The 25,034-nt window shown below is 73.0% G+C and carries 21 protein-coding genes and 1 tRNA gene; 12 read left to right on the top strand and 10 right to left on the bottom strand.

The features are described from left to right. Positions 1-21 precede the first annotated feature (21 nt). A complete protein-coding gene (locus tag SLINC_RS24885; protein ID WP_067437244.1) occupies positions 22-528 on the top strand; it encodes a hypothetical protein in 507 nt (168 codons plus the stop codon). 56 nt (positions 529-584) lie between these two features. Here the strand turns inward: SLINC_RS24885 and SLINC_RS24880 are convergent, their stop codons facing one another. Then, positions 585-1,049 carry a GatB/YqeY domain-containing protein gene (locus tag SLINC_RS24880; RefSeq protein ID WP_067437240.1) on the bottom strand — a complete coding sequence of 155 codons (465 nt, stop codon included), beginning with the start codon at positions 1,047-1,049 and terminating at the stop codon, positions 585-587. 113 nt (positions 1,050-1,162) lie between these two features. On the opposite strand from SLINC_RS24880, the gene SLINC_RS24875 reads away from it, so the two are divergent. The 3 genes from SLINC_RS24875 to SLINC_RS24865 all read left to right on the top strand — a co-directional run bounded on the left by SLINC_RS24875 (position 1,163) and on the right by SLINC_RS24865 (position 3,145). Next, entirely contained in the window at positions 1,163-2,089 is a 927-nt protein-coding gene (locus SLINC_RS24875) for a metallophosphoesterase (RefSeq protein WP_067437233.1), read from the top strand. A 150-nt stretch (positions 2,090-2,239) separates the two neighbouring features. Continuing rightward, positions 2,240-3,037 (top strand): Pr6Pr family membrane protein, encoded by a 798-nt coding sequence (locus SLINC_RS24870; RefSeq protein ID WP_067437230.1) that lies wholly within the window; start codon positions 2,240-2,242, stop codon positions 3,035-3,037. Between the two features lie 34 nt (positions 3,038-3,071). Then, a tRNA-Pro gene (locus SLINC_RS24865) sits at positions 3,072-3,145 on the top strand. A gap of 78 nt (positions 3,146-3,223) precedes the next feature. On the opposite strand, the gene SLINC_RS24860 is transcribed toward SLINC_RS24865, so the two are convergent. After that, on the bottom strand, positions 3,224-3,889 hold the full coding sequence (locus SLINC_RS24860) for a TetR/AcrR family transcriptional regulator (protein ID WP_067437227.1): 666 nt from the start codon (positions 3,887-3,889) through the stop codon (positions 3,224-3,226). Between the two features lie 101 nt (positions 3,890-3,990). On the opposite strand from SLINC_RS24860, the gene SLINC_RS24855 reads away from it, so the two are divergent. Beyond that, complete coding sequence (locus tag SLINC_RS24855; protein WP_067437225.1) at positions 3,991-4,398, top strand: VOC family protein; 408 nt, start codon at positions 3,991-3,993, stop codon at positions 4,396-4,398. On the opposite strand, the gene SLINC_RS50250 is transcribed toward SLINC_RS24855, so the two are convergent. Further along, positions 4,365-5,969, bottom strand: a complete 1,605-nt coding sequence (locus SLINC_RS50250) for a hypothetical protein (protein ID WP_310736452.1) — start codon at positions 5,967-5,969, stop codon at positions 4,365-4,367. The two genes, SLINC_RS24855 and SLINC_RS50250, sit on opposite strands and share 34 nt — an antisense overlap. Before the next feature lie 589 nt (positions 5,970-6,558). Here SLINC_RS50250 and SLINC_RS24840 point away from each other — a divergent pair. Both SLINC_RS24840 and SLINC_RS24835 read left to right on the top strand, forming a co-directional pair. After that, a complete protein-coding gene (locus SLINC_RS24840) occupies positions 6,559-10,659 on the top strand; it encodes an nSTAND1 domain-containing NTPase (RefSeq protein ID WP_067437222.1) in 4,101 nt (1,366 codons plus the stop codon). A 204-nt stretch (positions 10,660-10,863) separates the two neighbouring features. Beyond that, positions 10,864-11,622 carry a glycosyltransferase family 2 protein gene (locus SLINC_RS24835; RefSeq protein ID WP_067437219.1) on the top strand — a complete coding sequence of 253 codons (759 nt, stop codon included), beginning with the start codon at positions 10,864-10,866 and terminating at the stop codon, positions 11,620-11,622. A 24-nt stretch (positions 11,623-11,646) separates the two neighbouring features. Here the strand turns inward: SLINC_RS24835 and SLINC_RS24830 are convergent, their stop codons facing one another. Beyond that, on the bottom strand, positions 11,647-12,156 hold the full coding sequence (locus tag SLINC_RS24830; protein WP_067437217.1) for a hypothetical protein: 510 nt from the start codon (positions 12,154-12,156) through the stop codon (positions 11,647-11,649). A gap of 5 nt (positions 12,157-12,161) precedes the next feature. Then, a complete protein-coding gene (locus tag SLINC_RS24825; RefSeq protein WP_225988380.1) occupies positions 12,162-13,286 on the bottom strand; it encodes a CE1 family esterase in 1,125 nt (374 codons plus the stop codon). Positions 13,287-13,338: 52 nt separating this feature from the next. On the opposite strand from SLINC_RS24825, the gene SLINC_RS50245 reads away from it, so the two are divergent. Then, positions 13,339-14,874, top strand: coding sequence for a serine/threonine-protein kinase (locus SLINC_RS50245; protein WP_079164709.1), 1,536 nt, complete (start codon positions 13,339-13,341; stop codon positions 14,872-14,874). A gap of 48 nt (positions 14,875-14,922) precedes the next feature. Here the strand turns inward: SLINC_RS50245 and SLINC_RS24815 are convergent, their stop codons facing one another. Beyond that, positions 14,923-15,666 carry an NAD(P)H-dependent oxidoreductase gene (locus SLINC_RS24815; protein WP_079164708.1) on the bottom strand — a complete coding sequence of 248 codons (744 nt, stop codon included), beginning with the start codon at positions 15,664-15,666 and terminating at the stop codon, positions 14,923-14,925. Positions 15,667-15,777: 111 nt separating this feature from the next. Between SLINC_RS24815 and SLINC_RS24810 the strand changes: the two genes are divergently transcribed. Beyond that, positions 15,778-16,644 carry a helix-turn-helix domain-containing protein gene (locus SLINC_RS24810; RefSeq protein ID WP_067437214.1) on the top strand — a complete coding sequence of 289 codons (867 nt, stop codon included), beginning with the start codon at positions 15,778-15,780 and terminating at the stop codon, positions 16,642-16,644. A gap of 13 nt (positions 16,645-16,657) precedes the next feature. On the opposite strand, the gene SLINC_RS24805 is transcribed toward SLINC_RS24810, so the two are convergent. Continuing rightward, positions 16,658-17,428, bottom strand: a complete 771-nt coding sequence (locus SLINC_RS24805) for a TIGR03943 family putative permease subunit (RefSeq protein ID WP_067437211.1) — start codon at positions 17,426-17,428, stop codon at positions 16,658-16,660. Further along, the gene (locus SLINC_RS24800; protein ID WP_067445684.1) at positions 17,425-18,441 is read right to left on the bottom strand and encodes a permease; all 1,017 of its coding nucleotides are present in this window, start codon (positions 18,439-18,441) and stop codon (positions 17,425-17,427) included. The genes SLINC_RS24805 and SLINC_RS24800 overlap by 4 nt, the downstream gene beginning before the upstream one ends. A gap of 194 nt (positions 18,442-18,635) precedes the next feature. Here SLINC_RS24800 and SLINC_RS24795 point away from each other — a divergent pair, with 194 nt between their 5' ends. Further along, complete coding sequence (locus tag SLINC_RS24795; RefSeq protein WP_067437210.1) at positions 18,636-20,558, top strand: NAD-binding protein; 1,923 nt, start codon at positions 18,636-18,638, stop codon at positions 20,556-20,558. Between the two features lie 76 nt (positions 20,559-20,634). On the opposite strand, the gene SLINC_RS24790 is transcribed toward SLINC_RS24795, so the two are convergent. After that, positions 20,635-22,458: a S9 family peptidase gene (locus tag SLINC_RS24790; protein WP_067437208.1), complete on the bottom strand. Its 1,824-nt coding sequence runs from the start codon at positions 22,456-22,458 to the stop codon at positions 20,635-20,637. A 163-nt stretch (positions 22,459-22,621) separates the two neighbouring features. Here SLINC_RS24790 and SLINC_RS24785 point away from each other — a divergent pair, with 163 nt between their 5' ends. Together SLINC_RS24785 and SLINC_RS24780 are read left to right on the top strand one after the other, a co-directional pair. After that, entirely contained in the window at positions 22,622-22,996 is a 375-nt protein-coding gene (locus SLINC_RS24785) for a nuclear transport factor 2 family protein (protein ID WP_067437206.1), read from the top strand. 53 nt (positions 22,997-23,049) lie between these two features. Then, positions 23,050-23,847: an SURF1 family protein gene (locus tag SLINC_RS24780; RefSeq protein ID WP_067437203.1), complete on the top strand. Its 798-nt coding sequence runs from the start codon at positions 23,050-23,052 to the stop codon at positions 23,845-23,847. Positions 23,848-23,919: 72 nt separating this feature from the next. Here the strand turns inward: SLINC_RS24780 and SLINC_RS24775 are convergent, their stop codons facing one another. Further along, positions 23,920-24,945 (bottom strand): hypothetical protein, encoded by a 1,026-nt coding sequence (locus tag SLINC_RS24775; RefSeq protein WP_067437199.1) that lies wholly within the window; start codon positions 24,943-24,945, stop codon positions 23,920-23,922. Between the last annotated feature and the right edge of the window lie 89 nt (positions 24,946-25,034).

The raw sequence follows: 25,034 nt of genomic DNA, 5'->3' as shown, positions 1-25,034 counted from the left end.
TGACTCTCGACCAAGGCGAGCATGACGGCTGAACAGCGAGGCGGGACCGCACCCTGGGCGAAGGCCCTCGGTGCGGTCCTGCTCGCCCTGCTGGTGACGCTCGTCGTCTCCTGGATCGTCGCCGGTTCCCGCGAGTCCGACCGCGAGCACGCCGCGTTCGAGAGCACCCGCGAGGACGCCCGCCGCTTCGCGGACGCCCTCGTCGCCAGGGGCGCGGCAGGGGGCGCGGGCGGCCCGCTCTCCCGCGAGGACGTCCAGGACACCCTGGAGTCCACCGCGGGCAACGGGCACGGCAACGGCCTGCTGTACGGGCTGAGCCCCGCGTCCGCGGACGGCCGTATGCGCGCCGTTGTGGGCTTCTCCCGCGTCTACGAGCGTTCCGCGTCCCTCTTCGGCCCCGCGGAGGCGATGGCCAGGCGGTGCTTCACGGTCGACCTGCCGGGGTCCTCATCCGCCCGCGACGGCGTCCGGGTCGTGGCGCATGACGCGGATGTGTCGTGTACGGAGGTGGCGGCGGGGGTGTCGTGAAGGGGCCGGGTGTCGCGTGTGGTGAGCGTGCCGGTGCCCGGCTCGTCCGGGGGTGCTCAGCCGGCGAGGAGCTTCTTCACGACCGCGGCGACGCGGCCGCCCTCGGCCTGGCCGGCCACCTTCGGGTTCACGATCTTCATGACGGCGCCCATGGCCCGCGGACCCTCCGCCCCGGCGGCCTTCGCCTCCTGGACGGCCTGGGCGACGATGTCGTTCAGCTCCTCGTCGCCGAGCTGCTGGGGCAGGTACGCGGCGAGCACCTCGCCCTCCGCCTTCTCCCGCTCGGCGGACTCGGCACGACCACCCTGCGCGAAGGCGTCGGCCGCCTCGCGGCGCTTCTTCGCCTCCTTGGTGATCACCTTGAGGACCTCGTCGTCGGAGAGCTCGCGCTTCTCCTTGCCCGCGACCTCCTCCTTGGTGATCGCGGTGAGCGTCAGCCGGAGCGTCGAGGAGCGGAGCTCGTCGCGCCCCTTGATCGCGGCGTTGAGGTCTTCCTGAAGCTTCGACTTGAGCGTGGTCATGGGGTTGATTGTCGCAGGTGTCGGGTGATGGGCGCCCGTGCATTTCACCGGGGCGGCCGGGGACGCCGTCGCGGGCGGTCGGGGACACCTCCGCGGTCTGACACGATGGACACATGCGCGCGCGATACGGAGTTCCCTTGGGAATCGCGGCGGTTGGCGCCGCCGGACTGGCCTACTCCGCGGGATTCGAAGCCCGTTCCTTCCGTCTGCGACGGGTGACGGTCCCCGTCCTGCCCTCCGGTATGCGCCCGCTGCGGGTGCTCCAGGTCTCCGACATCCACATGGTCGGCGGCCAGCGCAAGAAGCAGCGCTGGCTCCGCTCGCTGGCCGGCCTGCGCCCGGACTTCGTGATCAACACCGGCGACAACCTGTCGGACCCGGAGGGCGTACCGGAGGTCCTGGACGCCCTCGGCCCCCTGATGGAGTTCCCGGGCGCCTATGTCTTCGGCTCCAACGACTACTACGGCCCCACCCTCCGCAACCCCGCCCGCTACCTGTTCGAGAAGGCCCAGGGCCGCCACGGCCTCAACGGCAACGCACCCGCCGTGGGCGTGATCCACAACCCGTGGGAGGACCTGCGGGACGGCTTCGACGCGGCGGGCTGGCAGAACCTCACGAACACGCGCGGCATGCTCAAGATCGAGGGCGTGTCGGTGGAGCTCACGGGCCTGGACGACCCGCACATCAAGCGCGACCGCTACGCGGAGGTGGCCGGCGGCCCGTCGGCCGGCGCGGACTTCTCCATGGGCGTCGTCCACGCCCCGTATCTCCGGGTGCTGGATTCCTTCACGGCCGACGGCTATCCCCTGATCCTCGCGGGCCACACCCACGGCGGCCAGATCTGCCTCCCCTTCTACGGCGCCTTCGTCACCAACTGCGACCTGGACACGGACCGGGTCAAGGGCCTGTCCCGGCACATGGCGGACGGCCATGGGGCGTATCTGCACGTGTCGGCTGGGTGCGGGGCGAGCCGGTACACGCCGGTGCGGTTCGCGTGTCCGCCGGAGGTGACGTTGTTGACGTTGGTGGGGCGCGGGTAGGGGGCGTCTGATGCTTCTGGGGTGGTAGCCCCGGAGGGGGCTGGTGAGCCGGGGACGATGGGATGGGCCGGAGGTGACGGGCCGGGTCGGGATTAACCCGCACGGCCCGCCCGCATCGCCCCTTTTGTCGCCCCTGCCTAGCGTGAGGGCATGACCGCCCCCATACCCAGGGACATCCCGGACCTGCCCGCCATCCCCGGCATGCCCGCGCTGCTGCCCTCCCCCGTCCCCGCCACGGCGGTGGTGGCGCCCGTACGCCGTCCGCTGGCCGCCGTGTACCGCCTGTTGATCGCACTGCTGGCGGCCGCAGGGGTGACACTCGACCTGCTCCTCGGCAGCCCGGTCCGGGCCCTGAGCTACTTCTCGGTACAGAGCGCCATCCTGCTGGCGCTGGTCATGCTGGCCTCGGCACGCCGAGCGTGGAGCGCCCGCCGCCCCCTGTCGTCGGCCGTGACCGGCGCGGCCCTCCTCTACGTCACGATCACCGCGCTGGTGTACCACCTGCTCCTGGCGCACGAGGCGAGCCCGTTCTCGACGACGAGCCCTCTGGCCGGCGGCGCCGCCTCCCCGTCGGGCTGGCACACCCTCGCCCACCACATCCTCCACACGGCGGTGCCCGCCGCGGCCCTCCTGGACTGGCTCCTCCTGACCACCCCCGGCCGCCTGCACCTCCGCCAGGCCACGCCCTGGCTCCTCTACCCCCTCGCCTACCTGGCCTTCTCCCTCGGCCGCGGCGAACTGCTCCTCCCCGGCACCCCCGACCGCTACCTCTACCCCTTCCTCGACGTCGACCAGCACGGCTACAAGAGCGTCCTCGGCAACGCCCTCCTCCTCGGCCTCAGCTTCTACGCCCTCGCCCTCCTCCTCATCGCCCTCGACCACGCCCGCCCCAACCCCGTCCGCCACCGGGCCAAAACCGGATTTCGTCTCCGGCCACCGGTGGGCTAAAGTAAACGACGTCGCCGCGACAAGCAGCGGCAATCGGGGTGTAGCGCAGCTTGGCAGCGCGCTTCGTTCGGGACGAAGAGGTCGTGGGTTCAAATCCCGCCACCCCGACAGCTGAGTAGCAGATCAGAGGGCCCTCACCGGGTAGGTGAGGGCCCTCTGACGTTGCCGGGTGTCGCGGCGTGAGGGTCAAGCCACCGCATAGTCGCCCAGGGACGGTTCCAGAAGGTCGAAGGCGAGGTCCGCCTCCGTTGTGACGGTGGTGGTGATCCGCGCAGGGGACTCGTCGGCGAGGGTCAGGTCCTGGATGCGTTGGAACAGGGTGCGGTGGACGGCGCCGAGGAGGGCGGCGGCCGTGCGGGGGGTGATGTCGTCGTGGGGGGTGTCGGTGGTGGTGGCGAGGGTGGTGGCCAGGGCGGACTCTCGTAGGTCGTGGAGGTCGCGGAGGCGGGCGGTGAGGGTGGGGCTGTCGGCGATCATGCGGGCGAAGTCGGGGCCGGAGAAGCCGGCGACCGGGTCGGCGGCGGTGGCCGCGTCGGTGAAGGCGCGGCGCAGTGCCGTCAGGGCGGACTCGCCGGGGCGGCGGTGGGCCACGGTGTGGGCCAAGGAGGCGATGAAGGCGTCCTGGTGGTCCAGGGCGAGGTCTTCCTTGCGGGGGAAGTAGTTGGTCACTGTTTTTTTGGCGACCCGTGCCGCGGCGGCGATCTCGGCGATGGTGGTCTGCTCGAAGCCCTGGGCGATGAACAGGCGGGTGGCGTGGTCGGAGATGAGCTGCCGGGTCTCCTGCTTCTTCGATTCCCGCAGACCGGCGGGAGGCGCGGACGACGAGGTGACGGCAGTAGTCGCAGTAGCCATGGCGCAATCTTACACTCGTTGTATTTTTACGTTGACTCCCCTCAGTGGGTCGGGGTAACTTTACGTTCGTAGTAAGATTTTCTATCACCCGGAGTGGCATCTTGCAGATCACCGCGTCCACCGTCTCGCTCACCGTCGACGACGTCGCCGCCTCCCAGCAGTTCTTCACGGCCCATCTGGGGTACACCGAGCAGGCCGCCGCCGACGGCTTCGCCTCGCTGACCCGGCCGGACGCCGCTGTCGACATCGTGCTGCTCGCCCGCGGCACCCAGGTCCTGCCTGCCGACCAGCGTGACCGGCGTGCCTCCGGGCTGATCCTCGCCTTCACCACCAGCGACATCCAGGGCGAGGAGAAGCGTCTGAGCGCCGAGGGGGTGGACATCACCATGCCGTTGCGGGAGGAGCCCTGGGGTGAGCGGCTGTTCCAGGTCACCGATCCCAACGGAGTGGTCGTGCAGTTCGTCGAGTGGGCGGTTCAGGGCGCGGGCTCGTCCGTCGCCGACGGGTGAATGTACCGGCCTTCGTCGAACGGGGTGAACCAGGAGGCGAAGGCCATGGGTGTCGTGGGGGCGATGGTGAGGGCCGCCACGTCGTCGGGGGCTTCCTCGTCGTCCTCGTCCGTCGGGTCGCCGTAGAGCCACTCGTGGTCCATGCCGTCGTAGACGGTGTCGGTGAACGCGTCGAGAGCGGCCGAGACGTCGTCGTCGAGGAGGCCGTACAGCTCCAGGGCGGTGGTCGCCTGGCCGAGCAGGAATCTGAGGGCGAGTTCCTCGGCCACACAGCTGAGCCGACGGAAGCTTCCGTCGGTGAAGCGGGTGGTCAGGGCGATCACGGTGACCAGGAAACGGCGGGCGAAGGGGGCGTCGTAGCGCAGGGCGTACCGGTCGGGCAGGTGCTCCAGGTGCCACAGGGGGCCCTCGCACTCCGCGACGTTGGTGTCCTCCTGGGTGAGGACCTGGACGTCCTCGAACAGCTCGTCCACCAGGACGTCGGTCGCGTGGACCAGGGCACCGGCCGCGAGTCTGGCGCTGTCCGGCGGGACGGCGCACTCCAGAGCGCGTTCCCCGGCGCGCTCCGTGTCGCCCGTGTCCCGCACCCCGAACATCGCCGGGGAGAACGACCGCAGTTCGTCCGCCAGCTGCAGCATCCGGTTTCGTACGGCCGTGGCCTTCGTCTCGGTGTCGTCGCTGCCGTCGGTGCTCGCGGCGGTCGCGCGCTCGGCGTGCCGGGCCTTGCGGGCGGCCGGGTCCTCGGGCGGGACGTCGGGACCGTCGGCCGCGTCGAGGCTCTCCTTGGCCAGGCCCTGGTGGAGTTCGACCTCGCACCGTTCGATCTTCCAGTCCGCCAGCAGCTCGGAACGTTCCAGCAGTTCGTCCACCAGCGCATGCACCGCGTCCTCGGCGTACTCCAGCGCCGGAGCGTCCACGACGACCTTCAGCAGGGCGCCGCCCGGGTGGACGGCGACGATGGTGTCGACGAGGTCGACCTGCACACCGTCGGGTCCCTCCACGGACTTGACGGAGTCGAAGCCGTCCTCGATGAGCGCGACCGCGCCCGCTCGTTGAAGTGGGTCCATCTCCGAAGTGCCCTCCGGGATGCAGGCGTCCACGCTCACTACGTACGTCACATACCCGAGCTTGGCAGGAGGGAGCCGCTCCGCGCGGGGGGGTGTGTCACGTTTCATTGCCGTGATCACGATGGTGACCAGGGCGGTCACCGCGAGACTGCCCAGCGTGACCATGGCCACGCCGACGCCGAAGAGGCCGGTGGCGTCGTCCGACCAGTCGTAGAAGGCGGCGACGGCCAGGCCGGCGGTGGTGCCGGTCACCGCGGCGACGGGGTGTCGGCGGGCGGCCGCCCAGCAGACCGGGACCAGGAGCGTCAGGGCCAGGCCGATGACCTGCCAGGCCTCGTAGGGGCCGGTGGTCGAGCCGTCGGGATGGACGTCCCGGTGCTGGTCCCAGCCGAGCCAGGCGGCCCAGAGGGACAGGGAGATCGCGGCCAGCACGACGGGCGGCAGCAGGCGGTGTGCCAGCGGGCGGTGTGTCAGCAGGCTATGTGTCAGCGGTCCTCGGCTCATGGGTCGAGGCTTCCGGATCGCTGCGGCCCCGACCAGCGCGCAAGTACTCAGTTCCGTTACTCAGTTCGGTTACTCAGTTCCCCTGCGGCCCGGTTACTGAGTTCCGCCGAGCGGAATCGCTACGTCCGGTACCGGTCCCTCCCCTCGTGGGGACCGGTACCGGACGGTGCGGGCCGCGGGGCGTCCCCGTGTCCTTCATGGAATCCGACGCTCCCCTGCGGGGGTCGTACGGATCTCCATGACGGGCGCGGGATCCCTACAGGTCCTGGTGGATCCACACGGTTTCCCGCGGATCCTTACACTTGTCCGGATCCGTACCGTTGCGCCGGGCTCACAGAGCGAGCGTCTTCGGCGGATGGTGGATCACATGGAAGCTGACCGAGAACGTACGGCGTCATGAGTGGCCCCTCCGGGCACTGGGCTGGTGGCCTGTGTGGGCGACGTCCGGTTGCTGTGCTGCTGGGTCGGGATCCTGCCAGCTGACGATCCGGTGGAGGAGGTTCCGGTGCCGGACGGACGGCTTCTTCGCAGGTCAGCCATATAAAGTGAGTTTTCCGGTCCGGATGTTCAAGCGCGGGGAAAGTAAGGGGTGGAGACCTTGAGTGCCGACTCTGGGGCACGCACGGCCTTCGCCGAGCGCCTCGCGCTGCTCTACAAGGAAGCCGGCAATCCGCCCCTGAAAAGCGTGTCCGAGGCGGTCGTACGGCTTCAGCGGGTCGACGAGCGAGGGCGTCCGGTACGGGTGTCCGCGCAGCGGATCAGCGACTGGCGGCGGGCGAAGAACGTACCGGCCCAGTTCGGCGCGCTGGCCGCCGTGCTGCACGTGCTGATCCCGCAGGCGCGGCGCGCGCGGCCGGTTCCGGTGTCGGGCGGACTGTACGACCTGGCCCAGTGGCAGCGGCTGTGGGAGCGGGCGGTGGCCGACCCGGCCCAGGGCACCGCGGCCGGGTCGGAGCCGGGTGAGGAGCAGGCGGAGCGGGGCGATGCCCCGGCCGTCGCCGGGGGCGTGTGCCCGTACCGGGGACTCGCCTCCTACCGGCATCAGGACGCCCGGTGGTTCTTCGGCCGGGAGCGGAGTACGGACGCCCTGATGGACCTGTTGCGCGAGGCGCGGCCCACGGGGGGTGTCGTCATGCTGGTCGGCGCCTCCGGGGCCGGGAAGTCCTCGCTCCTCAACGCCGGCCTGGTGCCCGCCCTGCGGGGCGGGGTGCTGGGTCCGGAGCGCAGGCCCGTCCTCCAGCTCGTGCCCGGGGCCGATCCCGTCAAGGAACTGGTGCGGCGCATTCCGGAGCTCGCCGACCTCGTCCCCGCCGGGGCGGAGGAGGAGATCGACGCCGACGCGGTCAAGGCGGCCTTCGCGGCCTGGGCGCCACACGAAACGCACGAAACGCAGGAGCCGCAGGAGACTCACGGAACGCAGGACACGCGGGACACGCGGGACACTCCGTCGGCGCAACCGCCGTCCCACCCGACCCCACCCGTCGTCATCGTCGACCAGTTCGAGGAGTCCTTCACCCTCTGCCCCGACGAGGACGACCGGCGCACCTTCATCCAGCTCCTGCACGCCGCGTCCACCCCCTCCACCCCTTCCACCCCCGCCGGGCAGGACGCCGCGGCGCCCCCCGCCTCCGCCCCCGCCCTCGTCGTCCTCGGCATCCGCGCCGACTTCTACGAGCAGTGCCTGCGCTATCCCGAACTGGCCGACGCCTTGCAGCACCGGCACATGGTGCTCGGGCCGCTCACCACCGCGGAGTTGCGGGAGGCGGTGACCGGGCCGGCCAAGGCGGTGGGCCTGGAACTGGAGCCCGGGCTCGCGGAGCTGATCGTCCGGGAGGTGAGCGCGGACGGGCCGCGGGGCACGCACGACGCCGGGGTGCTGCCCCTGCTGTCGCACGCCCTGCTGGCCACCTGGCAGCGCAGGAAGGGCGGCAGGCTGACGCTGGCCGGGTATCGCGCGGCCGGCGGTATCCAGGGAGCCGTGGCGGCCACCGCAGAGCGGGCCTGGTCGGCGCTGGATCCGGCGGCCCGGACGGCGGCGCGGCTGCTGCTGCTCCGCCTGGTGCGGCTGGGCGAGGACACGCAGACCACCCGCCGGCGGGGCACGCGACGGCAGCTGGCGGCGGAGTCGACGGACCCGGGCAAGACGGAGGAGTCGCTGGAGGCCCTGGTGCGGGCCCGGCTGGTGACGCTCGACGCGGAGACCGTCGAGATCACCCACGAGGCGCTGCTGCACGCCTGGCCCCGGCTGCGGGACTGGATCGACGAGGACCGCAGCGGCAACCTGCTGCGCCAGCGGCTGGAGGAGGACGGCCGGGCCTGGGACGACTCCGGCCGCGACTCCTCCCTGCTCTACCGGGGATCACGCCTGGAGCAGGCCCACGCCTGGGCGAAGTCCGCCGGGGACACCTTCCTCACCCGCGGTGCGATGGACTTCCTGGCCGCCTCGGTGCGGCTGCGCCGGCGCACGGTGTGGATCAGCCGCAGTGCCGTGTCGGCCCTGGTGGTCCTGGCGGTCGTCGCCGTCGGCTCGGCGGTGGTGGCCTGGCAGCAGCGCAACGACGCGGTGTTCGAGCAGGTGGTCGCCGAGGCCGACCGGGTCCAGTACACGGACCCGTCGCTCTCCGCCCAGCTGGACCTGGTCGCCCACGATCTGCGGCCGGACGACGCGGGCACCAACAACCGGCTGGTCTCGATCGTCAACGCGCCGCTGGCCACTCCCCTGCTCGGCCACACAGGCGCCGTCTACCTCACCTCCTTCAGCCCGGGCGGCCAGACCCTGGCCACCGCCAGCTACGACCGGACCGTCCGGCTGTGGAACGTCTCCGACCCGTCCCGCCCCAAGCCCCTGGGCAAGCCGCTCACCGGCCACACCAGCTGGGTGAGCAGCGCGGTCTTCAGCCCCGACGGCACCACCCTGGCCACCGCCGGGGACGACGGCACCATCCGGCTGTACGACGTACGCGATCCCGCCCACCCGCGCTCGATCGGCACCCCGCTGACCGGCCACACCGGCACGATCTACCTGCTCGCGTTCAGCCCCGACGGGCGGACCCTGGCCTCCGTCGGCGAGGACCGCACCGTACGCCTGTGGGACATGAGTGAGCAGGGGCATGCCGCACCGCTCGGGGAGCCGCTCAAGGGACATACGGCCGCCGTGCGGGCGGTGGCGTTCAGCCCGGACGGGCGGACCCTGGCCACCGGGGGCGACGACGACACGATCCGGCTGTGGAACCTGGCCGACCGGCGCCGGCCGGAGAAGATCCGCACGCTGACCGGGCACACGGACCTGGTGCACTCGGTGGCCTTCAGCCCCGACGGCCGCACCCTCGCGAGCGGCGGTGCGGACGACACCATCCGGCTGTGGGACGTGGCCGACCCGGCCCGCGCCGCCCAGGTCGGCGCGCCGCTGACCGGCCACACGGGCCCCATCTGGTCGGTGGCCTTCGGCCCGGACGGCCATACGCTCGCCGCGGCCAGCGCGGACAGTACCGCGAGCCTGTGGAACGTCAGCGATCCGGCGAACCCGGCGCAGGTCGGCGAGCCGCTCGCCGGGAGCAGCGGCGAGATGTACGCGCTGGGCTTCAGCCCCGACGGCCGCACCCTCGCCACCGGCAGCGGCGACAGCAAGGTCCGCCTGTGGTCGCTGCCGACCTCGGACATGATCGGCCGCAGCGGGGCGTTCCGTCCGGACGGGCGGGTGCTCGCCACGGCCGCGCGGGACGGCAGCATCCGGCTGTGGGACGTGCGCAGGCCCGACCGGCCGGTGACGCTGACCACGCCCTTCAAGCCCGGGGACGGCGCCGAGCAGCTGCTGTTCTCCCCCGACGGCCGCACGCTCGCGGTGCTGACGGGCAGCCGCGCGGTGTACCTGTGGGACGTCAGCAATCCGGCCCGGCCGGTCTCCCACGGTCCGCCGATCACCCTGCGCACCCGGTTCATGGGCCCCGAGGCGCTGGCCTTCAGCCCGGACGGGCGCACCCTGGCGACCGCCTACGACGTGCGCACCCTCCAGCTGTGGAACGTCACCGACCCCTCCCACGTGGTGCCCTGGGGCAAGCCGCTCACCGGCCACCGGGGCTATGTCAACGCCCTCGTCTTCAGCCCGGACGGACGCACCCTCGCCAGCGGCAGCGCGGACGCCACCGTCCGGCTGTGGGACGTCACCGACCCGGCCCGCCCCACCCTGGACGGCGTCCCGCTGCGGGGGCCCGAGGGTCCCGTCAACGTGCTCGCCTACAGCCCCGACGGCCGTACGCTGGCCGGCGGCAGCGACGACGACACGGTCCGGCTGTGGAACGTCACCGAGCCCCGCGAGGCCTCACCGCTGGGCCCGCCGCTGACCGGGCACACCGAGGCGGTCGCCTCGCTCACGTTCAGCGAGGACGGGCACACCCTGGCCAGTGGCGGCAACGACAACACGATCCGGCTGTGGAACGTCGCCGATCCCTCCGACGCCGGGCCCATCGGCCAGTCGATGAGCCCCGGGGCGAAGACGGGCAACTTCCTGTCATTCAGTCCCCAGAGCCACATGCTCGGGGTGTCCAGCGGCACCGACACCGTCCGGCTGTGGAACCTGGACGTCGACCGGGCCATCAGCCACATCTGCGCCACCACCAGGGGTGTTCTCACTCCGGAGAAGTGGCACGAGTACCTGCCCCGGCTGTCGTACGAGCCTCCGTGCGGCGGCTGAGGACACCGGACGGCTCATGGATTCAGGGCCTCACCGACGTACAGAATGAGTGATCCCGATCACAACTTCCCGATGCGGCCGAGCAGTCGGCTCCCGCTGCCCTACCGGCGTTGTTAGTCTTGGCCATAGCCCGATCGCTGGTGCATCCCCCGTCGCCAGCGGTCGGGCCTTTCGCGTGCCGCCGGGAAAGAGGTGAGGACCCCTGTGAGCAGGCGCATCGTCGTCGTCACCGCCGTCCACGCCCCCTCGGCGCCCTTCCTGCCGGAGGCCCACGCGTCGCTCTGCGCGCAGGAGCTGCCCGGCGGCTGGGAGTGGCATTGGGTGATCCAGGAGGACGGCACGACGGACGCCGTCACCCCATACGTCCCCGACGACCCCCGCGTGACCTTCCGGCAGGGGCGCCCGGGCGGGCCCGGCGTCGCCCGCACTATGGCGCTCGCGCACGCCGACGGGGCGTACGTGCGGATCCTCGACGCCGACGACCGGCTCACCCCGGGCGCTCTCGCCCGTGACCTGGCCGCCCTGGAGGGCGACCGCGCTCTCGGCTGGGCGGCCTCGCGGGCGCTGGACCTCCTCCCGGACGGCTCCACGGTGGGCTTCCCGGGCGATCCCGCCGAGGGGCCCGTGGAGCGCGGGGCCGTCCTGGATTTCTGGGCGGCGAACGACTTCCGCGCGCAGATCCATCCGGCGACCCTCTTCGTCCGCCGCGACCTGCTCGTCGCCCTCGGCGGCTGGATGGCCCTGCCGGCCTCCGAGGACACGGGTCTGCTGCTCGCGCTCAACGCCGTCAGCCGCGGCTGGTTCACGGCCGAGGCCGGTCTCCTCTACCGCAAGTGGGAGGGCCAGGTGACCGGCCAGGCTCCCCACGTCGACCCCGCCGAGCGCACGGCCCGGATGGCGGTGGTGGAGGAACGGGCGCGGGCGCTGGGCACCTTCGGGTGGCGCTATCCGGCGGCCGGCTGAGCCATGGGTACGCGGGCGCGCGGATCAGCGCCCCTGGCCCGCCCCCGCGAGCCACCGGGCCAGGGTGCGGACCGTGGCCTCGTCCAGCCGGTCCACGACGGTCTGTACGGCCGCCACGTCCTCGGCCGTGAGGTCGTAGAGGCCGGCCTTGCCCAGGCCCGCCATGAGCGCCTGGTGCCGGCGGCTGTGCAGGCGCTCGGCGAGCGGGGTGGATTCCGCGGGAGCGGGAGCCGGACCGGGACCGGGGACGGGAGCGGAGGCCGCGGCGGGGGCCGCCGGCCGGGGCGCCTGCTGCGCCGTGGGCGCGGCGATGTCGTACCGCTGCCAGGCCCCGTCGTGCGGGCCCCACAGGTCGACGGTCACGTCCTCCCCGCGGGCCCGCAGGGTCTGGGCCATCTCGCCGAGCGCGTACAGCACGGGCTCGCGGTCGGGTGCCTCCGCGCCCACCCGCCAGGTGTCCGACGCCGGCCGGTGGAACAGGGCGACCCAGCGGGGGGTTCCCGGCGGTCGCGGGCTCTGGGGACGGGTCTCCATTGCGCTCACCCCTTCGAAGCGGCACGGCGGCGGGCGGTCGGTCGGGCTGCGACGGTAACTGACGAGTCGTCAGATATCCAGAGCGGTGCGGTGTGGTGCGGGCCGCCCCGCCCGTCACCGGCTCTCGGCGAAGAAGCCGAGGAGCGTGCTCGTCGCGTCCAGCGCCGTACTGGTGCGCACGAAGCCCTTCGGCGGGGTGATGGCCGAGCCCGGCCAGGTGTGGCCCGCGTCGTGCACGGCGAGGAACTGCACGGTGCCCGCGGAGCGGCCCACACGCAGACCGTACGGTCGTAGCCGCGCTCGGCCCGGGTGGTGGGGGCACCCGCTCCGCCCGCCTTCGCGAACAGCTCGGCGCTGGAGCGGGCCGACCTGGTGGGCGTGACGGGCTCTCCGGCCACGGGGGACGGGGAGGGCAGGCCGTCGATGGGGCGTATGGGGTCGTCGGCGCCGTAGACGATCATGACCGGGACGGGGCCGGTGGGCCGGACCTCGGCCGCGCCCGTGGGGAGTTCGCCGGAGACGGCGGCCGCTCCCGCGAGCAGGCCGGGGCGGTCGGCGGCCATCCGCAGGGCCATCGAGCCGCCCATGGAGAAGCCGGTGACGTAGACGCGCCCGGGGTCGGCGCGCTGCTCGCGGACCAGTTCGGCGATCAGCGCCTCGGTAAACCTGACATCGAGGTCGAGGTCGGGGCGTTGCGGGGTGGCCTGGGTGCCCGCGGCCCAGGCGTTGTCCAGGCCCTCGGGGTAGGCGATCACCATGCCGCGCGCCTTGGCGTTCCGGTCCAGGCGGCTCTGCTCGCGCAGCTCCGGTGCGGTGCCGCCGCGGCTGTGGAAGGCGATGACCAGCGGCGGGCGGGTGCCCTCGGCGGGCGGGGTGGTGGGGCGGTGCAGGAGGTAGATGCGGGTGCGGCCGTCGACCCGGAGTTCCTCGCGGGTGGGGGTGCCGGCGGCCGGGGTGCGCTCCGCGGAGGGCGAACCGATGGAGGGCGAACCGGCGGACTCGTCGGGGCGTTCGCCCGTCGTCGAGCAGCCGGTGAGGGCGAGGGCGAGGGTCAGCGCCGGGACGGCCCCGCGCGTTCCAGCCGGTAGGCTGGCTCGGCTGCGGCACCCCCCACCATCCCCCCGCCCCACGCGGTGAGTTGCGGCCTGCGGCGACGTCTTACGGCATGAGGATGACGAACAGGTGCTGATAGCGGGCCGGTACCGGCTGAACGACCCGATCGGGCGCGGCGCGATGGGGGAGGTCTGGCGGGCCGTCGACGAGACGCTCGGCCGGCCGGTGGCCGTCAAGCTCCTTCTTCCGCACGGCTCGGAGCCGACGGCGGCCTCCCGCTTCCGGCTGGAGGCCCAGACCGCGGGCCGGCTCAACCACCCGTACGTGGTGGGGGTCTACGACTTCGGCGAGTACGACGGCCGGCTCTTCCTGGTGATGGAGCTGGTCGAGGGCGACAGTCTCGCCCGCCTGCTCTCCACCGAAGGGCCGCTGCCCGCCGGGCGGGTGGCCCGGATCGCCGCCCAGGCCGCCGCCGGGCTGGCCGCGGCCCACCAGCAGGGCATCGTGCACCGGGACATCAAGCCCGCGAATCTGCTCCTGGACGCCGAAGGCACCCTGAAGATCGGCGACTTCGGCATCGCCCGCTTCGTCGACGACCCCTCCGGCGCGCTCACCACGACCGGGCAGATCGTCGGCACCAGCCTCTACCTGGCGCCCGAGCGCGCCCTGGGGCAGCCCGCCGGTCCCGCCGCCGACGTGTACGCCCTGGGCTGCCTGCTCTACCAACTCCTCACCGGGCAGCCGCCGTTCCAGGCCGACACCGCCGTGGCGATCCTGCACCAGCACCTCGACACCGCGCCCGTCCCGCCCGGACAACGCGGTGCCCGGATCCCACCCGCCTTCGAGAACTACCTCCTCGGCCTCCTCGCCAAGAAGCCCGAGGACCGGCCCACGGCCGAGCAGGTCGCCGAGTGGTTCGCGGGCGGGGCGTGGGAGGGGCGCGCGGAGCCGCTGCCGGATGTGACGCCGGATGCGCGACCGGATGCGAGGCCGGCGGGTGGCGGGGCGTCCAGGTCTTCGTCGGGGCCGGCGACCGGGGCGAGGGCGGGGAGCAGGTCGGGGGTCAGGTCCGGGTCCGGATCCAGGTCTGGGTCCGGGTCCAGGTCGAGGCCCAGGCCCGGGTCCACGCCGTCCGCCGGATCCGGTGCCGCCGCCGGGCCCGGTGCCCCGGCCGGTGCGCGGGCGGGGTTCTCGCCGGGACGTGGCGCCGGGTACCCGACGGGAGCCGCTGCCGGGGGTGGCTTCCCGTCCGGGGCCGTGGCCGGAGGCGGCGCCGGGTTCTCGACCGAGGCCGGGCCCGCGACGACGTACGCGCTGCCGTCCACAGCCGGGCGCGGCGGCCGTACCGCTCATGGCCGGACGGCCCGAAGACCCCAGGGATCGGGTGTCCGGGGTGCCCTGAGACGGCGGCCGAGGGTCGTGGCTACCGTGGCCGCCGTGGTGATCTTCGTGGCCGCGATGCTCGCGGGCATGGCGTGGTTCTCCCCCGGTCACAGCTCGGCGGAGAGCCCCAGCGGCGGCACGACGCCCCCTGCCACCAGCCCCGCCGCGACGCCTACGCCGGGTGGAACCACGGGCCTGTCGAACGTCACCGTGCCCTCCCCCACCGCTCCTCAACCGGGCGGCGACGAGGACGAGAACGAACCCGACGAGAACGAGAACTGACCGCTGAACCCCGATGGACCCGGGTGAACTCCGATGGACCCCGGGCGCTCAGCCCCGCCCGGGCGCCTCGAAGGGCACCGGCTCCGACGTGAACAGGGTGTCCAGGCGCCGCCCGTACGCCTCCCGTGCCTCGGCGAACCGCTGTGCCGGGAGGGCGTTGGCCTCGGGCACGGTGAACGGCCGGAGCGGTGCCATGCCGGTGAACCGGAACAGGCCGTGCTGGAGCGGATGGAGGACGTCCTCGATACGGCCGTGGATGCCCTGGTCCGAGAAGGACCGCTCGTGGGCGCCGTAGGTCACCGAGAGCAGGGCGCGGCGGCCCGAGAGCGGCGCGTCCGGGCCGTAGGGCGGCGGGAGCTTCGGGCCGTAGGCGAAGCCGCTGGTGAAGACGCGGTCGATCCAGCCCTTGAGGATCGCGGGGGCGGAGAACCACCACATCGGGAACTGGAGGATCACCGCGTCGGACCAGCGGAGCTTGTCCTGTTCGGCGGCGATGTCCGGGGACAGCCGGCCGGACAGGGTGGCCTCCTCGGAGGCGTCCATCACGTGCAGCCGACGATCCGCGCCGAGGTCCGGTACGTCATCGGTGTCCGAGAAGGCGTCTGCGTCCGGGAAGTCGTCGGCGTCCACCGTCGCCTTCCACTTCATCGCGTACAGGTCGGAGACGCGGACCTCGTGCCCGGCCGCACGGAGGTGGTCGACCGCGAAGGCGGTGAGGGCCGCGTTGAGGGAGCGGGGTTCGGGGTGGGCGCTGACGACGAGGATCTTCCCGCCGTGATCGGTTTCCTTCATACCGCCACGTTCTCCCGGGTGTTGGGCGCTCAGCCAGAACCCCCTCGAACCGTCGGCACCGCGATCCTGGTACTGCGAGACCCAGGTACGCGGCCCCGCATACTGGAATCCATGGACGGCGTGGACGACGTGGACGGCAACCGGATCGGCATCGGGGACGGCAAGGCGCTCGGCGGTTTCCTGCGCGCCCGTCGCGGCCGGGTCGCGCCGGAGCGCGCGGGCCTGAACGGCGGCGGCCGGCGGCGCGTGCGCGGGCTGCGGCGCGAGGAGCTGGCCCAGTTGGCCGGGATCAGCGTGGACTACTACGTACGGCTCGAACAGGGCCGCGCGACCCAGCCGTCCACCGAGGTCCTCGACGCGCTCGCCCGGGCGCTGGACCTGGACACGGCGGAACGCCGGTATCTCGACACCCTGGCCACCGGCAGGCCCGAGCCCGCGCCCCGGGTGCGGGTCGGCCCCGTGCTGTCGCGGGCCCTGGAGGCCATGGCCCCGCTGCCCGCCTTCGTCACCGACCACCGCCTCGACGTCGTCGCCTGGAACGACCTGGGCGCCGAGCTGATGGGCGGCCTCGCCGAACCGGCCCGCCGGGACCGCAACAACGCCCGGTTCCTCTTCCACGACCCGGCCGCGCGCGAGATCCACCCCGAGTGGGAGGAGCGGGCCGCGGAGGCCGTGGGTCAGCTGCGGGTGGCCGCGGCACGCTACCCCGACGACACCGAACTCGCCGCGCTCATCGGCGCCTTGGCCGCCGACAGCGCCGACTTCCGGCGGATCTGGGACTCCGGCGAGGTCGTGATGTGCGCGGCCGGACGCAAACGGCTGCGCCACCCCGCCGCCGGGCTGCTCGACCTCGACTTCGAGACCCTGCACGTGCCGGCCGTGCCCGGCGAGAGCGGCCTGGTCATGCACGTGTTCAGCGCGGCGGCGGGCAGCCGGGAGGCCGCCGCGCTGGAACGGCTCGCGACGGCCCTCGTGTAGCGGTCAGTTGTTCTCAGTTGTTCCAAGTCTCGTCGTAGGGGTCCTGCGGCGCCCGGACCGGTGCGGCGGAGCTGACCTGGAGGAAGGGGATCGGGCCGTTGTTCACCGGGTCCTTGGTCCGCTGGGCGGTGTAGGTGCCGGTGACCTCCAGCCAGGTGTCCGGTTGCAGCACCGGCGGGATCCGGCCGGTCAGGCCGACCTTCACCGGCTGCGCGTCGGCGGCGCAGCAACTGAGCGCCATCCGCACCAGGTAGGGGGCGCCCGACTTGTCCAGGGCGACGAATCCGGCCACCTTGATCTGCCGGCCCTTCAGCGTCCGCCCGTGGTCGTAGACGGCGCGGCCCGCGTAGTCGACCAGGCTGAGCCGCAGCGCCCCGTCGGCGGGCAGCTCGGCGTAGCCGTACGGCTGTTGCAGGGCCGTGCCGGTGCGCAGGGCGCTGTAGGAGCCGAGGGCCGGCGGGGCGACCAGGATCAGGGCGAAGAGGGGGAGGACGAGGAGCCAGGAGACGCGGGGCTCGCGGTGGGCGTGGCCGGTGTGATCCGTGCGATCCGTGTGGCCGGTGTCACCTGTGTGGCCGTCCTCCGCGTGCTCGGGTGCGGTCTTCCTGGCCCGCCACTCGTACCAGACGGTCGCCAGCGCCGCCGCGATCAGTACGGCACCGGAGGCCAGCAGCATCGGGCGCAGGCCGACCTTGACGTAGCGCAGGTACAGGTCGGTGAAGCCTGCGTGCAGCAGGGACGCGCCGAGCAGGAACAGGACCGCCGCCTGGGCCTGCCGGCTCACAGGAGCACCGCCCCGGTCAGGACCGACACGGCGACGGCCAGGACGAAGGTGGTGGGGGCGAACCGCAGCGCGAAGCCGCGGCCGAAGGTGCCCGCCTGCATCGCGAACAGCTTCAGGTCGACCATCGGGCCGACCACCAGGAACGCCAGCCGCGCGGTGAGGGAGAACTGCGACAGCGAGGCCGCCACGAACGCGTCCGCCTCCGAGCAGATCGACAGCAGCACGGCGAGGACCGCGAGCGCGAGCACCGACACCACCGGGTTGTCCGCCGCCGCGCTCAGCCATTCCTCCGGTACGACGGCCTTGAGCGTGGCCGCCGCCATCGCGCCCACGACCAGGAACCCGCCCGCGTGCATCACGTCGTGCCGGACCGACCCCCAGAACGCGGCGCCCCGGCTCTGGCCGTCGTAGGCGGCGCGGGCGGGCGGGCGCAGCCAGTCGGCGCGGCCGAGCCGCTGCCACAGCCAGCCCATCGCGCAGGCCACCAGCAGGCTCGCGACGAGCCGGGCGAGAACCATCTCGGGGTCGTTCGGGAAGGCGACGGCGGTCGCCGTCAGGACGATCGGGTTGATCGCGGGGGCGGACAGCAGGAACGTCAGCGCGGCGGCCGGCGCGACACCCCGCCGCACCAGCGCCCCCGCCACCGGCACGGACGCGCACTCGCAGCCCGGCAGGACCACGCCCGCCGCCCCGGCCACCGGGACCGCCAGCGCGGGCCGCTTCGGCAGCGCGCGGGCGAAGAACGACGGCGGGACGAACACCGCGATGGCCGCCGACAGCAGCACCCCCAGCACCAGGAAGGGCAGCGCCTGCACCATCACCGCGACGAACACGGTCATCCAGCTCTGCATCACCGGCGCGGACAGCGCCTGCCGGATCGGGCCCTGCGCCAGCACCAGCAGGATCAGCAACAGGGTCAGCGCGAGCGGGGAGTCGAGCCGCGGCCCCTCGCTCCCGCGCGACGGACCGGCGCGCTCGTCGGCGGCCGGCGGGGCCGGCTTGGTGATGGCCACGGGCGAGGTACCTCCGGCGATGCTCAAGGGTGCTGGTCTCCCTCCCCTCCAGTACGGCGGGCGAGGCGGGGGCGTTCAGCGCATGGTGCACTCCCTGGGCAGCTCCTGGTGGAACCACCCGTCTCTTTGAGGCAGTCTTTCCCCTCGTGGTGAGCCTTCCGAATCAGAGTCCGCCGGGTGACCCGGGCGCGCACATGGTGGTGTGCGGTGACGACGGACTCGCGCACCGGCTCGCCGCCGAACTGCGCGGTGTCTACGGCGAGCAGGTCACGCTCGTCGTCCCGCCCTCCGAGCGCACGGTACGCACTCCGGTGGTCGGCCGGGCCCGCGCGGCCTCGGCGCTGCTGGACCGCATGGTCAACGCGGCCGTGAGCCGGGCCGGCGGCAACGGCGGTGAACCGTCCGGCGAGGTACGCCTGGTGGAGGCCGCCGAGGCGACCGAGGCCGCGCTCGTCGAGGCGGGCGTGGACCGTGCGGCGGCGCTGGCCCTGGTGTACGACGACGACGAGACCAACATCCGTGCCGCCCTCACCGCCCGCCGGATCAACCCCCGGCTGCGGCTCGTCCTGCGGCTGTACAACCGGCGGTTGGGCCAGCACATAGAGGAACTCCTCGACCAGGCGGCCGCGTTGGCCACCGGCGGCACCACGGGCCCGGCCGCGGCCTACGACGCCTCCACGACCGTGCTGTCCGACGCCGACACCGCCGCGCCCGCGCTGGCCGCCACCGCCCTGGTCGGCACCAGCAAGGTCGTGCAGACCGACGGGCTGTTGCTGCGCGCGGTGGAGCGGCCGGCGCCGGGCCCGGGGGCGGTGGCCGATCCCGGACTGGCCACGCTCGCGCTCCTCTCGCCGACCGGCAACGAGCCGACCGGCAACGACCCGACGGGCGCGGACGGTACGGACGGCAGCGGTGAGCACGGGCCGCAGCTGCTGCCGGACGCGGCGGCGGTCCGGGCGGCCACCGGACGCGGGACCGTGGTGCTGGAGCAGGTGTCCTACTCCGGGCCCGCCCTGTCCTCCGGACGCGGCATCGTGCCCCCGTTCGCCTCCCTGTTCTCCCGCCGGCTGCGCTGGTCGCTGGCAGGTCTCGTGGGCGCCGTGCTCGCGCTGGCGGTGGCGCTGTGGCTGGTCACCGACATGCACCCGCTGGGCGCCTTCTACCTCACGCTGCTCGATCTCTTCGCCATCGACGACCCCGCCCTCGGCCAGTCCACCGGCCGGCAGATCCTCCAACTCCTGTCCGGGCTGGTCGGCCTGCTGCTCCTTCCTGTACTGCTGGCCGCGGTGCTGGAGGCCCTGGGCACCTTCCGGACCGCCTCCGCGCTGCGCAAGCCGCCGCGTGGTCTCGGCGGCCACGTCGTCCTCCTCGGCCTCGGCAAGATCGGCACCCGGGTGCTGACCCAGCTGCGCGAACTCCACATCCCGGTGGTCTGCGTCGAGGCCGACCCCGACGCGCGCGGCCTGCCCACCGCACGCCGGCTGCGGGTCCCGGTCATCCTCGGCGACGTCACCCAGGAAGGCGTCCTGGAAGCCGCCAAGATCCACCGCGCCCGCACCCTCCTCGCGGTCACCAGCGCCGACACCACCAACTTGGAGGCCGCCCTCTACGCCCGGTCCGTACGGCCGGACCTGCGCGTCGTCCTGCGCCTGTACGACGACGACTTCGCGACCGCCGTGTACCGCACCCTGAGGGCCGCGAACCCCCGGGCCTCCACGCGCAGTCGCAGCGTGTCCTACATGGCCGCGCCCGCCTTCGCCGGAGCGATGATGGGGCGGCAGATCCTCGGCGCCATCCCGGTGGAGCGGCGGGTGCTGCTGTTCGCCGCGCTGGAGGTGGGCGGCCATCCCCAGCTGGAGGGCAAGACCGTCGGGGAGGCCTTCCGGGCGGGGGCCTGGCGGGTGCTGGCCCTGGACACGGCCGGTGCTTCCGCCGGGGGGCGGCGGGAGCAGCGGGCGGCCGAGGAGGGGCGGGTGCCCGGGGATTCCGGGCTGGTGTGGGATCTGCCGGACACGTATGTGCTGCGCGGTTCGGACCGGGTGGTGCTGGCGGCCACCCGGCGAGGCATGGCGGAACTGCTCGGCCGGCGGGCTCGGAGGGAGCGGGCGGGGACCTGAAGGGACCGGGTGCGGGGCGGAGCCGACGGCGACCGCACCCGCACCCACCCCACCCCGCACCGGCCCGCACCCGGAGTTATCGCTGTCCGCCCAAGTGCCTCTCCGCGAAGTCCAGTTCCAGCTTCACCTGCTTGATCCGCTCGTCCACCACCAGCGAGCCGTGCCCCGCGTCGTACCGGTACACCTCGTGCACCGCCTCTCTCGTCTCCAGCCGCTTGACGTAGTTGTCGATCTGGCGGATCGGGCAGCGGGGGTCGTTGACGCCGGCCGAGATGTAGACGGGCGCCTTGACCTGGTCGACGTAGGTCAGCGGGGAGGACGCCTCGAAGCGCTCCGGGACCTCTTCCGGGGTGCCGCCGAGCAGCGTCCGGTCCATGGCCTTCAGCGCTTCCATCTCGTCGTGGTACGCGGTGACGTAGTCGGCGACCGGTACCGCCGCGATGCCGAGGGCCCATGCATCCGGCTGGGTGCCGAGGCCGAGGAGGGTGAGGTAGCCGCCCCAGGAACCGCCGGTGAGGACCAGCCGGGCGGGGTCGGCGAGGCCGGAGCCGATCGCCCACTCGCGAACGGCCGCGATGTCCTCCAGCTCGATCAGCCCGACCCGGTGCTTGAGGGCGTCGGTCCAGGCGCGGCCGTAGCCGGTGGAGCCGCGGTAGTTGACGCGGACGACCGCGTATCCGTGGTCGACCCAGGCCGCCGGTCCCGCCGCGAAGGCGTCGCTGTCGTGCCAGGTGGGACCGCCGTGGATGTCGAAGACGGTGGGCAGCGGACCGGTGGCGCCCGCCGGCCTCTGGACCAGCGCGTGGATGCGGCCGCCGGGGCCCTCCACCCACACGTCCTCCACCGGGACGGATCCCGGGGACTTCATGCCGGGCGGGTCCAGGACGGCCTTGCCCGTGGTGGAGCGGACGGTCGACGGCTCGGCGGCCGAGGACCAGAGGTACTCCACGGTGCCGTCCGGGCGGGCCGTCGCCCCGGACACGGTGCCGGGCGGGGTCGGGACCTTGACGAGCTCACGGGTCGCCAGGTCGTAGCGGAAGAGCTCGCCGCGGGCCTCGTGACTGTGCGAGACGAGCAGGCCCGAGCCGTCCGGGTACCACTCGGCGCCGACGTCACCGGGCAGGTCCAGGGCGAGGTCCGTCTCCTCGCCCGTGGCCACGTCCCACACCAGGGGCTCCCAGCGGCCCCGGCGCTGGTGGCCGATGAGCAGCCGGGTGTCCCCGTCGACCGGTGCGAAGCCCAGCACCTCCAGGCCCAGTTCCTCGGTGCCGCCCTTGGTGTCGTCCATCTCGGCGACCGCCGTGCCGTCGGGGCGCACCACGCGCAGCGCGGAGTGCATCGCGTCGCCGTGCTCGGTGTGCTCGATGGCGATCAGCGAACCGTCGTGCGCTAGGTCGCCGACGCCGGCCGACTCGCGGTGGCGGTAGATCTCCACCGGCTCCTGGCCGGTGCGCGCGAGATGGATCGTCGTACCGTCCTCGTCGGTCGACCGGCCCACGACCGCCGTACGGCCGTCGCGGCCCAGGGCCAGACCCGCCGGGTAGGACGCGTCGAGGCCCGGGGTGGCGAGCTCGTCCTCGCCGCCGCCGAAGGGCTGTCTGCGCCAGACACCGAACTCGTCGCCGTCCTTGTCGTCGAACCACCAGATCCACCGGCCGTCCGGGGAGAGCACGCCGTCCGTCGTGCCGTTCGGCCGGTCGGTGACCTGGCGCTGTTCGCCTGTCGCGCGGTCCCAGGCGTACAGCTCGTAGGTCCCCGTCGCGTTCGACACGAACAGCGAGCGGTCCGGTGCGTCCTCCGCCCAGTCGGGCAGTGACACCCGTGGCGCCCGGAAGCGCTTCTCCCAGTCCGGCATCTCCTCGTTCCGCTCAGGTGCGGCGGACCCGTTGCTCTCAGTCATGGCCCCATACTGCCCGCACCGGCCGACAAAGCGACGCCCCGGCCCCCAGCCTGTGGATAACTTCGACCGGGCTCTCGCACTCCCCTTACGTTCCCGCGGGCCGGAGCCGGGGCGAGCGCCCGCCGGAGGCCGATTGTCAGTGGCGGGGTGCAGACTCGTCCGCATGACCGAGCTGCGCAAGACAGTCGAGAGCTTCTGGGCCACCGCCGAGGCCCGGGACTGGGACACGTTCGCGGACACCCTGGCCGAGGACGTGGTGTACACGCTGCCGCAGACGCGGGAGCGGATCAGTGGGCGGGAGCGGTACGTCGAGTTCAACCGGGAGTATCCGGGCGACTGGCACCTTCGGATCGAGCGGATCGTCGCCGAGCCGGAGCAGGTCGTCACCTGGACCCACTTCACGGTGGGGCTGGAGGAGATGTACGCCATCTCGTTCTTCACGGGTGACGAGCACGGGCGGATATCGGCGATCACCGACTTCTGGCCGGAGCCGTACGAGCCGCCCGCGGGCCGGGACCATCTCGTCGAGCGCTACTGACCGGTGCGACCCCGCGGGCCTGCCCCGCGGCGGCGCCCCGTACCTTTGAAGGCGTGTACCGGTTTCTGCTGACGCCCCGATGGTGGGGGATCAACGTCTTCGTGCTGCTCGCCATCCCCTTCTGCATCTTCATGGGGTCATGGCAGCTGAGCCGGTTCGAGGACCGGGTGCAGGGCCACCAGAGCGCGGACGCGCAGGCCTCGGCCAACGAGAAGGAGGCCGCGCGCCCGCTGGCGGAACTGCTGCCGGTGGACAAGGCCACCTTCGGCAAGCAGGTCACCGCCACCGGGCGCTACGACCGGCAGTTGCTGGTACCGGACCGTGAACTGGACGACCGGAAGGGCTACTACGTCCTGACCCTGCTGCGCACCGACGGCGGCAAGGCGCTGCCCGTCGTCCGCGGCTGGCTGCCCGGCAGCCCCGATCCGGCGAAGGCTCCCGCCGCGCCGCGCGGGGAGATCACCGTCACGGGAGCGCTCCAGGCGTCCGAGACCCCCGGGGACAACGGGGTCAGCGCGCGGAGCGGGTTGCCCGCCGGGCAGACCGCGGCGATCAGCGCGGCGTCGCTGGTGAACCTGGTGCCGTACGACGTGTACGACGCGTGGGTCACCCTGGACACGGCGGACTCGGGGATGACGGCCGTGCCGGTGAGCGCGCCCGCCGACACGGGACTCGATCTGAAGGCGTTCCAGAACCTGGGGTACACCGGGGAGTGGTTCGTGTTCGCCGGGTTCGTGGTGTTCATGTGGTTCCGGCTGCTGCGACGCGAGGTGGAGTTCCAGCGCGACGCGGAGCTGGGGCTGGTGCAGGAGGCCGAGGAGCCGGTCACCGTGGACGCCGGGAGCAAGTGACGCCGGGAGCGGGTGGCCCGGGAGCGAGTGCCCCGGGAGCAAGGACGCGGGGCTGCCCCTGGGGCAGCCGTGTCACGCCCCCGCCAGTACGCCCGTCCAGTACACCGTCCCCGCGCACGCGTTGGAGATGGTCGCCGAGTCCGACGGGGCTCCGCCCTCTGCCGCGCCGGTGACGACGACACTTCCGTCGGCGGTGCCGTCTGCGGTGGTGAGCTGGGTGGCGGTGCCGGTGTCGCCGCCGGTGGAGGTGCCGCCGTTGCCGGTGGGTTCCGTGGGCGTGGGGTCGGGCGTCGGCTCGGTGGTCGGGTCGGTGACGGTGGGGCAGGTCTCCGAGGGCACCCAGGCGAACTTCACCTGGTAGCTGGAGCCCGGCTTGAGCACCAGCGAGGCGACCTCCAGGGCCGGGTCGGGCAGGCTCGCCGCCGCGTCCCCGGCGACATGCCGGGCCGCGTGGATCTTGGCGGAGTCCGCGGCGCCCACGGCGGCCGGGGAGACCGTGCCCGGGCCGCCGACCGTGCAGTCGGCCGCGGAGGTGTTGGTGAAGGTGAAGGTGCCGTAGACCGAGCCGACGGAGTCCGGGGCGTCGACGGCGTGGGTGACCGAGCCGAGCTCGGCGGCCGTGCAGACGGAGGCACTCGTCGCGCTGGGGGCGGACGGATCGGCGCCGCTGGTCGATCCGGGACCGGTACCGGTGCCCTTGCCCTTGTCCTCCGCCTTCGGGTCGTTCTTGTCCTTGCCTTCGGTCTTGCCGGCGGAGCCGCCGGAGGTGCTCTCGCCGCCGTCCGGGCCCTTGCCCTCACCGGCGCCGCCCTGGGCCTGCGAGTAGTGGCCGGCCACTGACGGGTCGGCGTTGGCTCCGGTGGAGTTGGACACGTGCACGAGGGCCGGGATGGCGGTGCCGACGAAGAGGGCCGCGGCCGCCATGCCGACGACTGCCTGCCGCTTGCGTGCCCGGCGGGCGGGCACCGCCTTCCGCAGGTGGTCCAGAGTGCCGTCGCTCGGCTCGATCTCCTGGACCGCCTGGTGCAGCAGGTTGCGCAGTGCCAGCTCGTCCGAGTCGAGCCCGGTGGGGCTCTGGTCGTCGAGGCCGTGGTTCACAGTTCCGTTCCCAGCGTGCGATTGCTTCGGCGCCTGCTTGTCCGACCGCTCTGTCGGCTCGCGCCATTCATAGGGCTCGTGAGGGACGT

This window comes from Streptomyces lincolnensis, assembly GCF_001685355.1.
In the GTDB taxonomy this organism is placed as follows: domain Bacteria; phylum Actinomycetota; class Actinomycetes; order Streptomycetales; family Streptomycetaceae; genus Streptomyces; species Streptomyces lincolnensis.
This window is presented reverse-complemented; position numbering and strand designations above follow the sequence as displayed.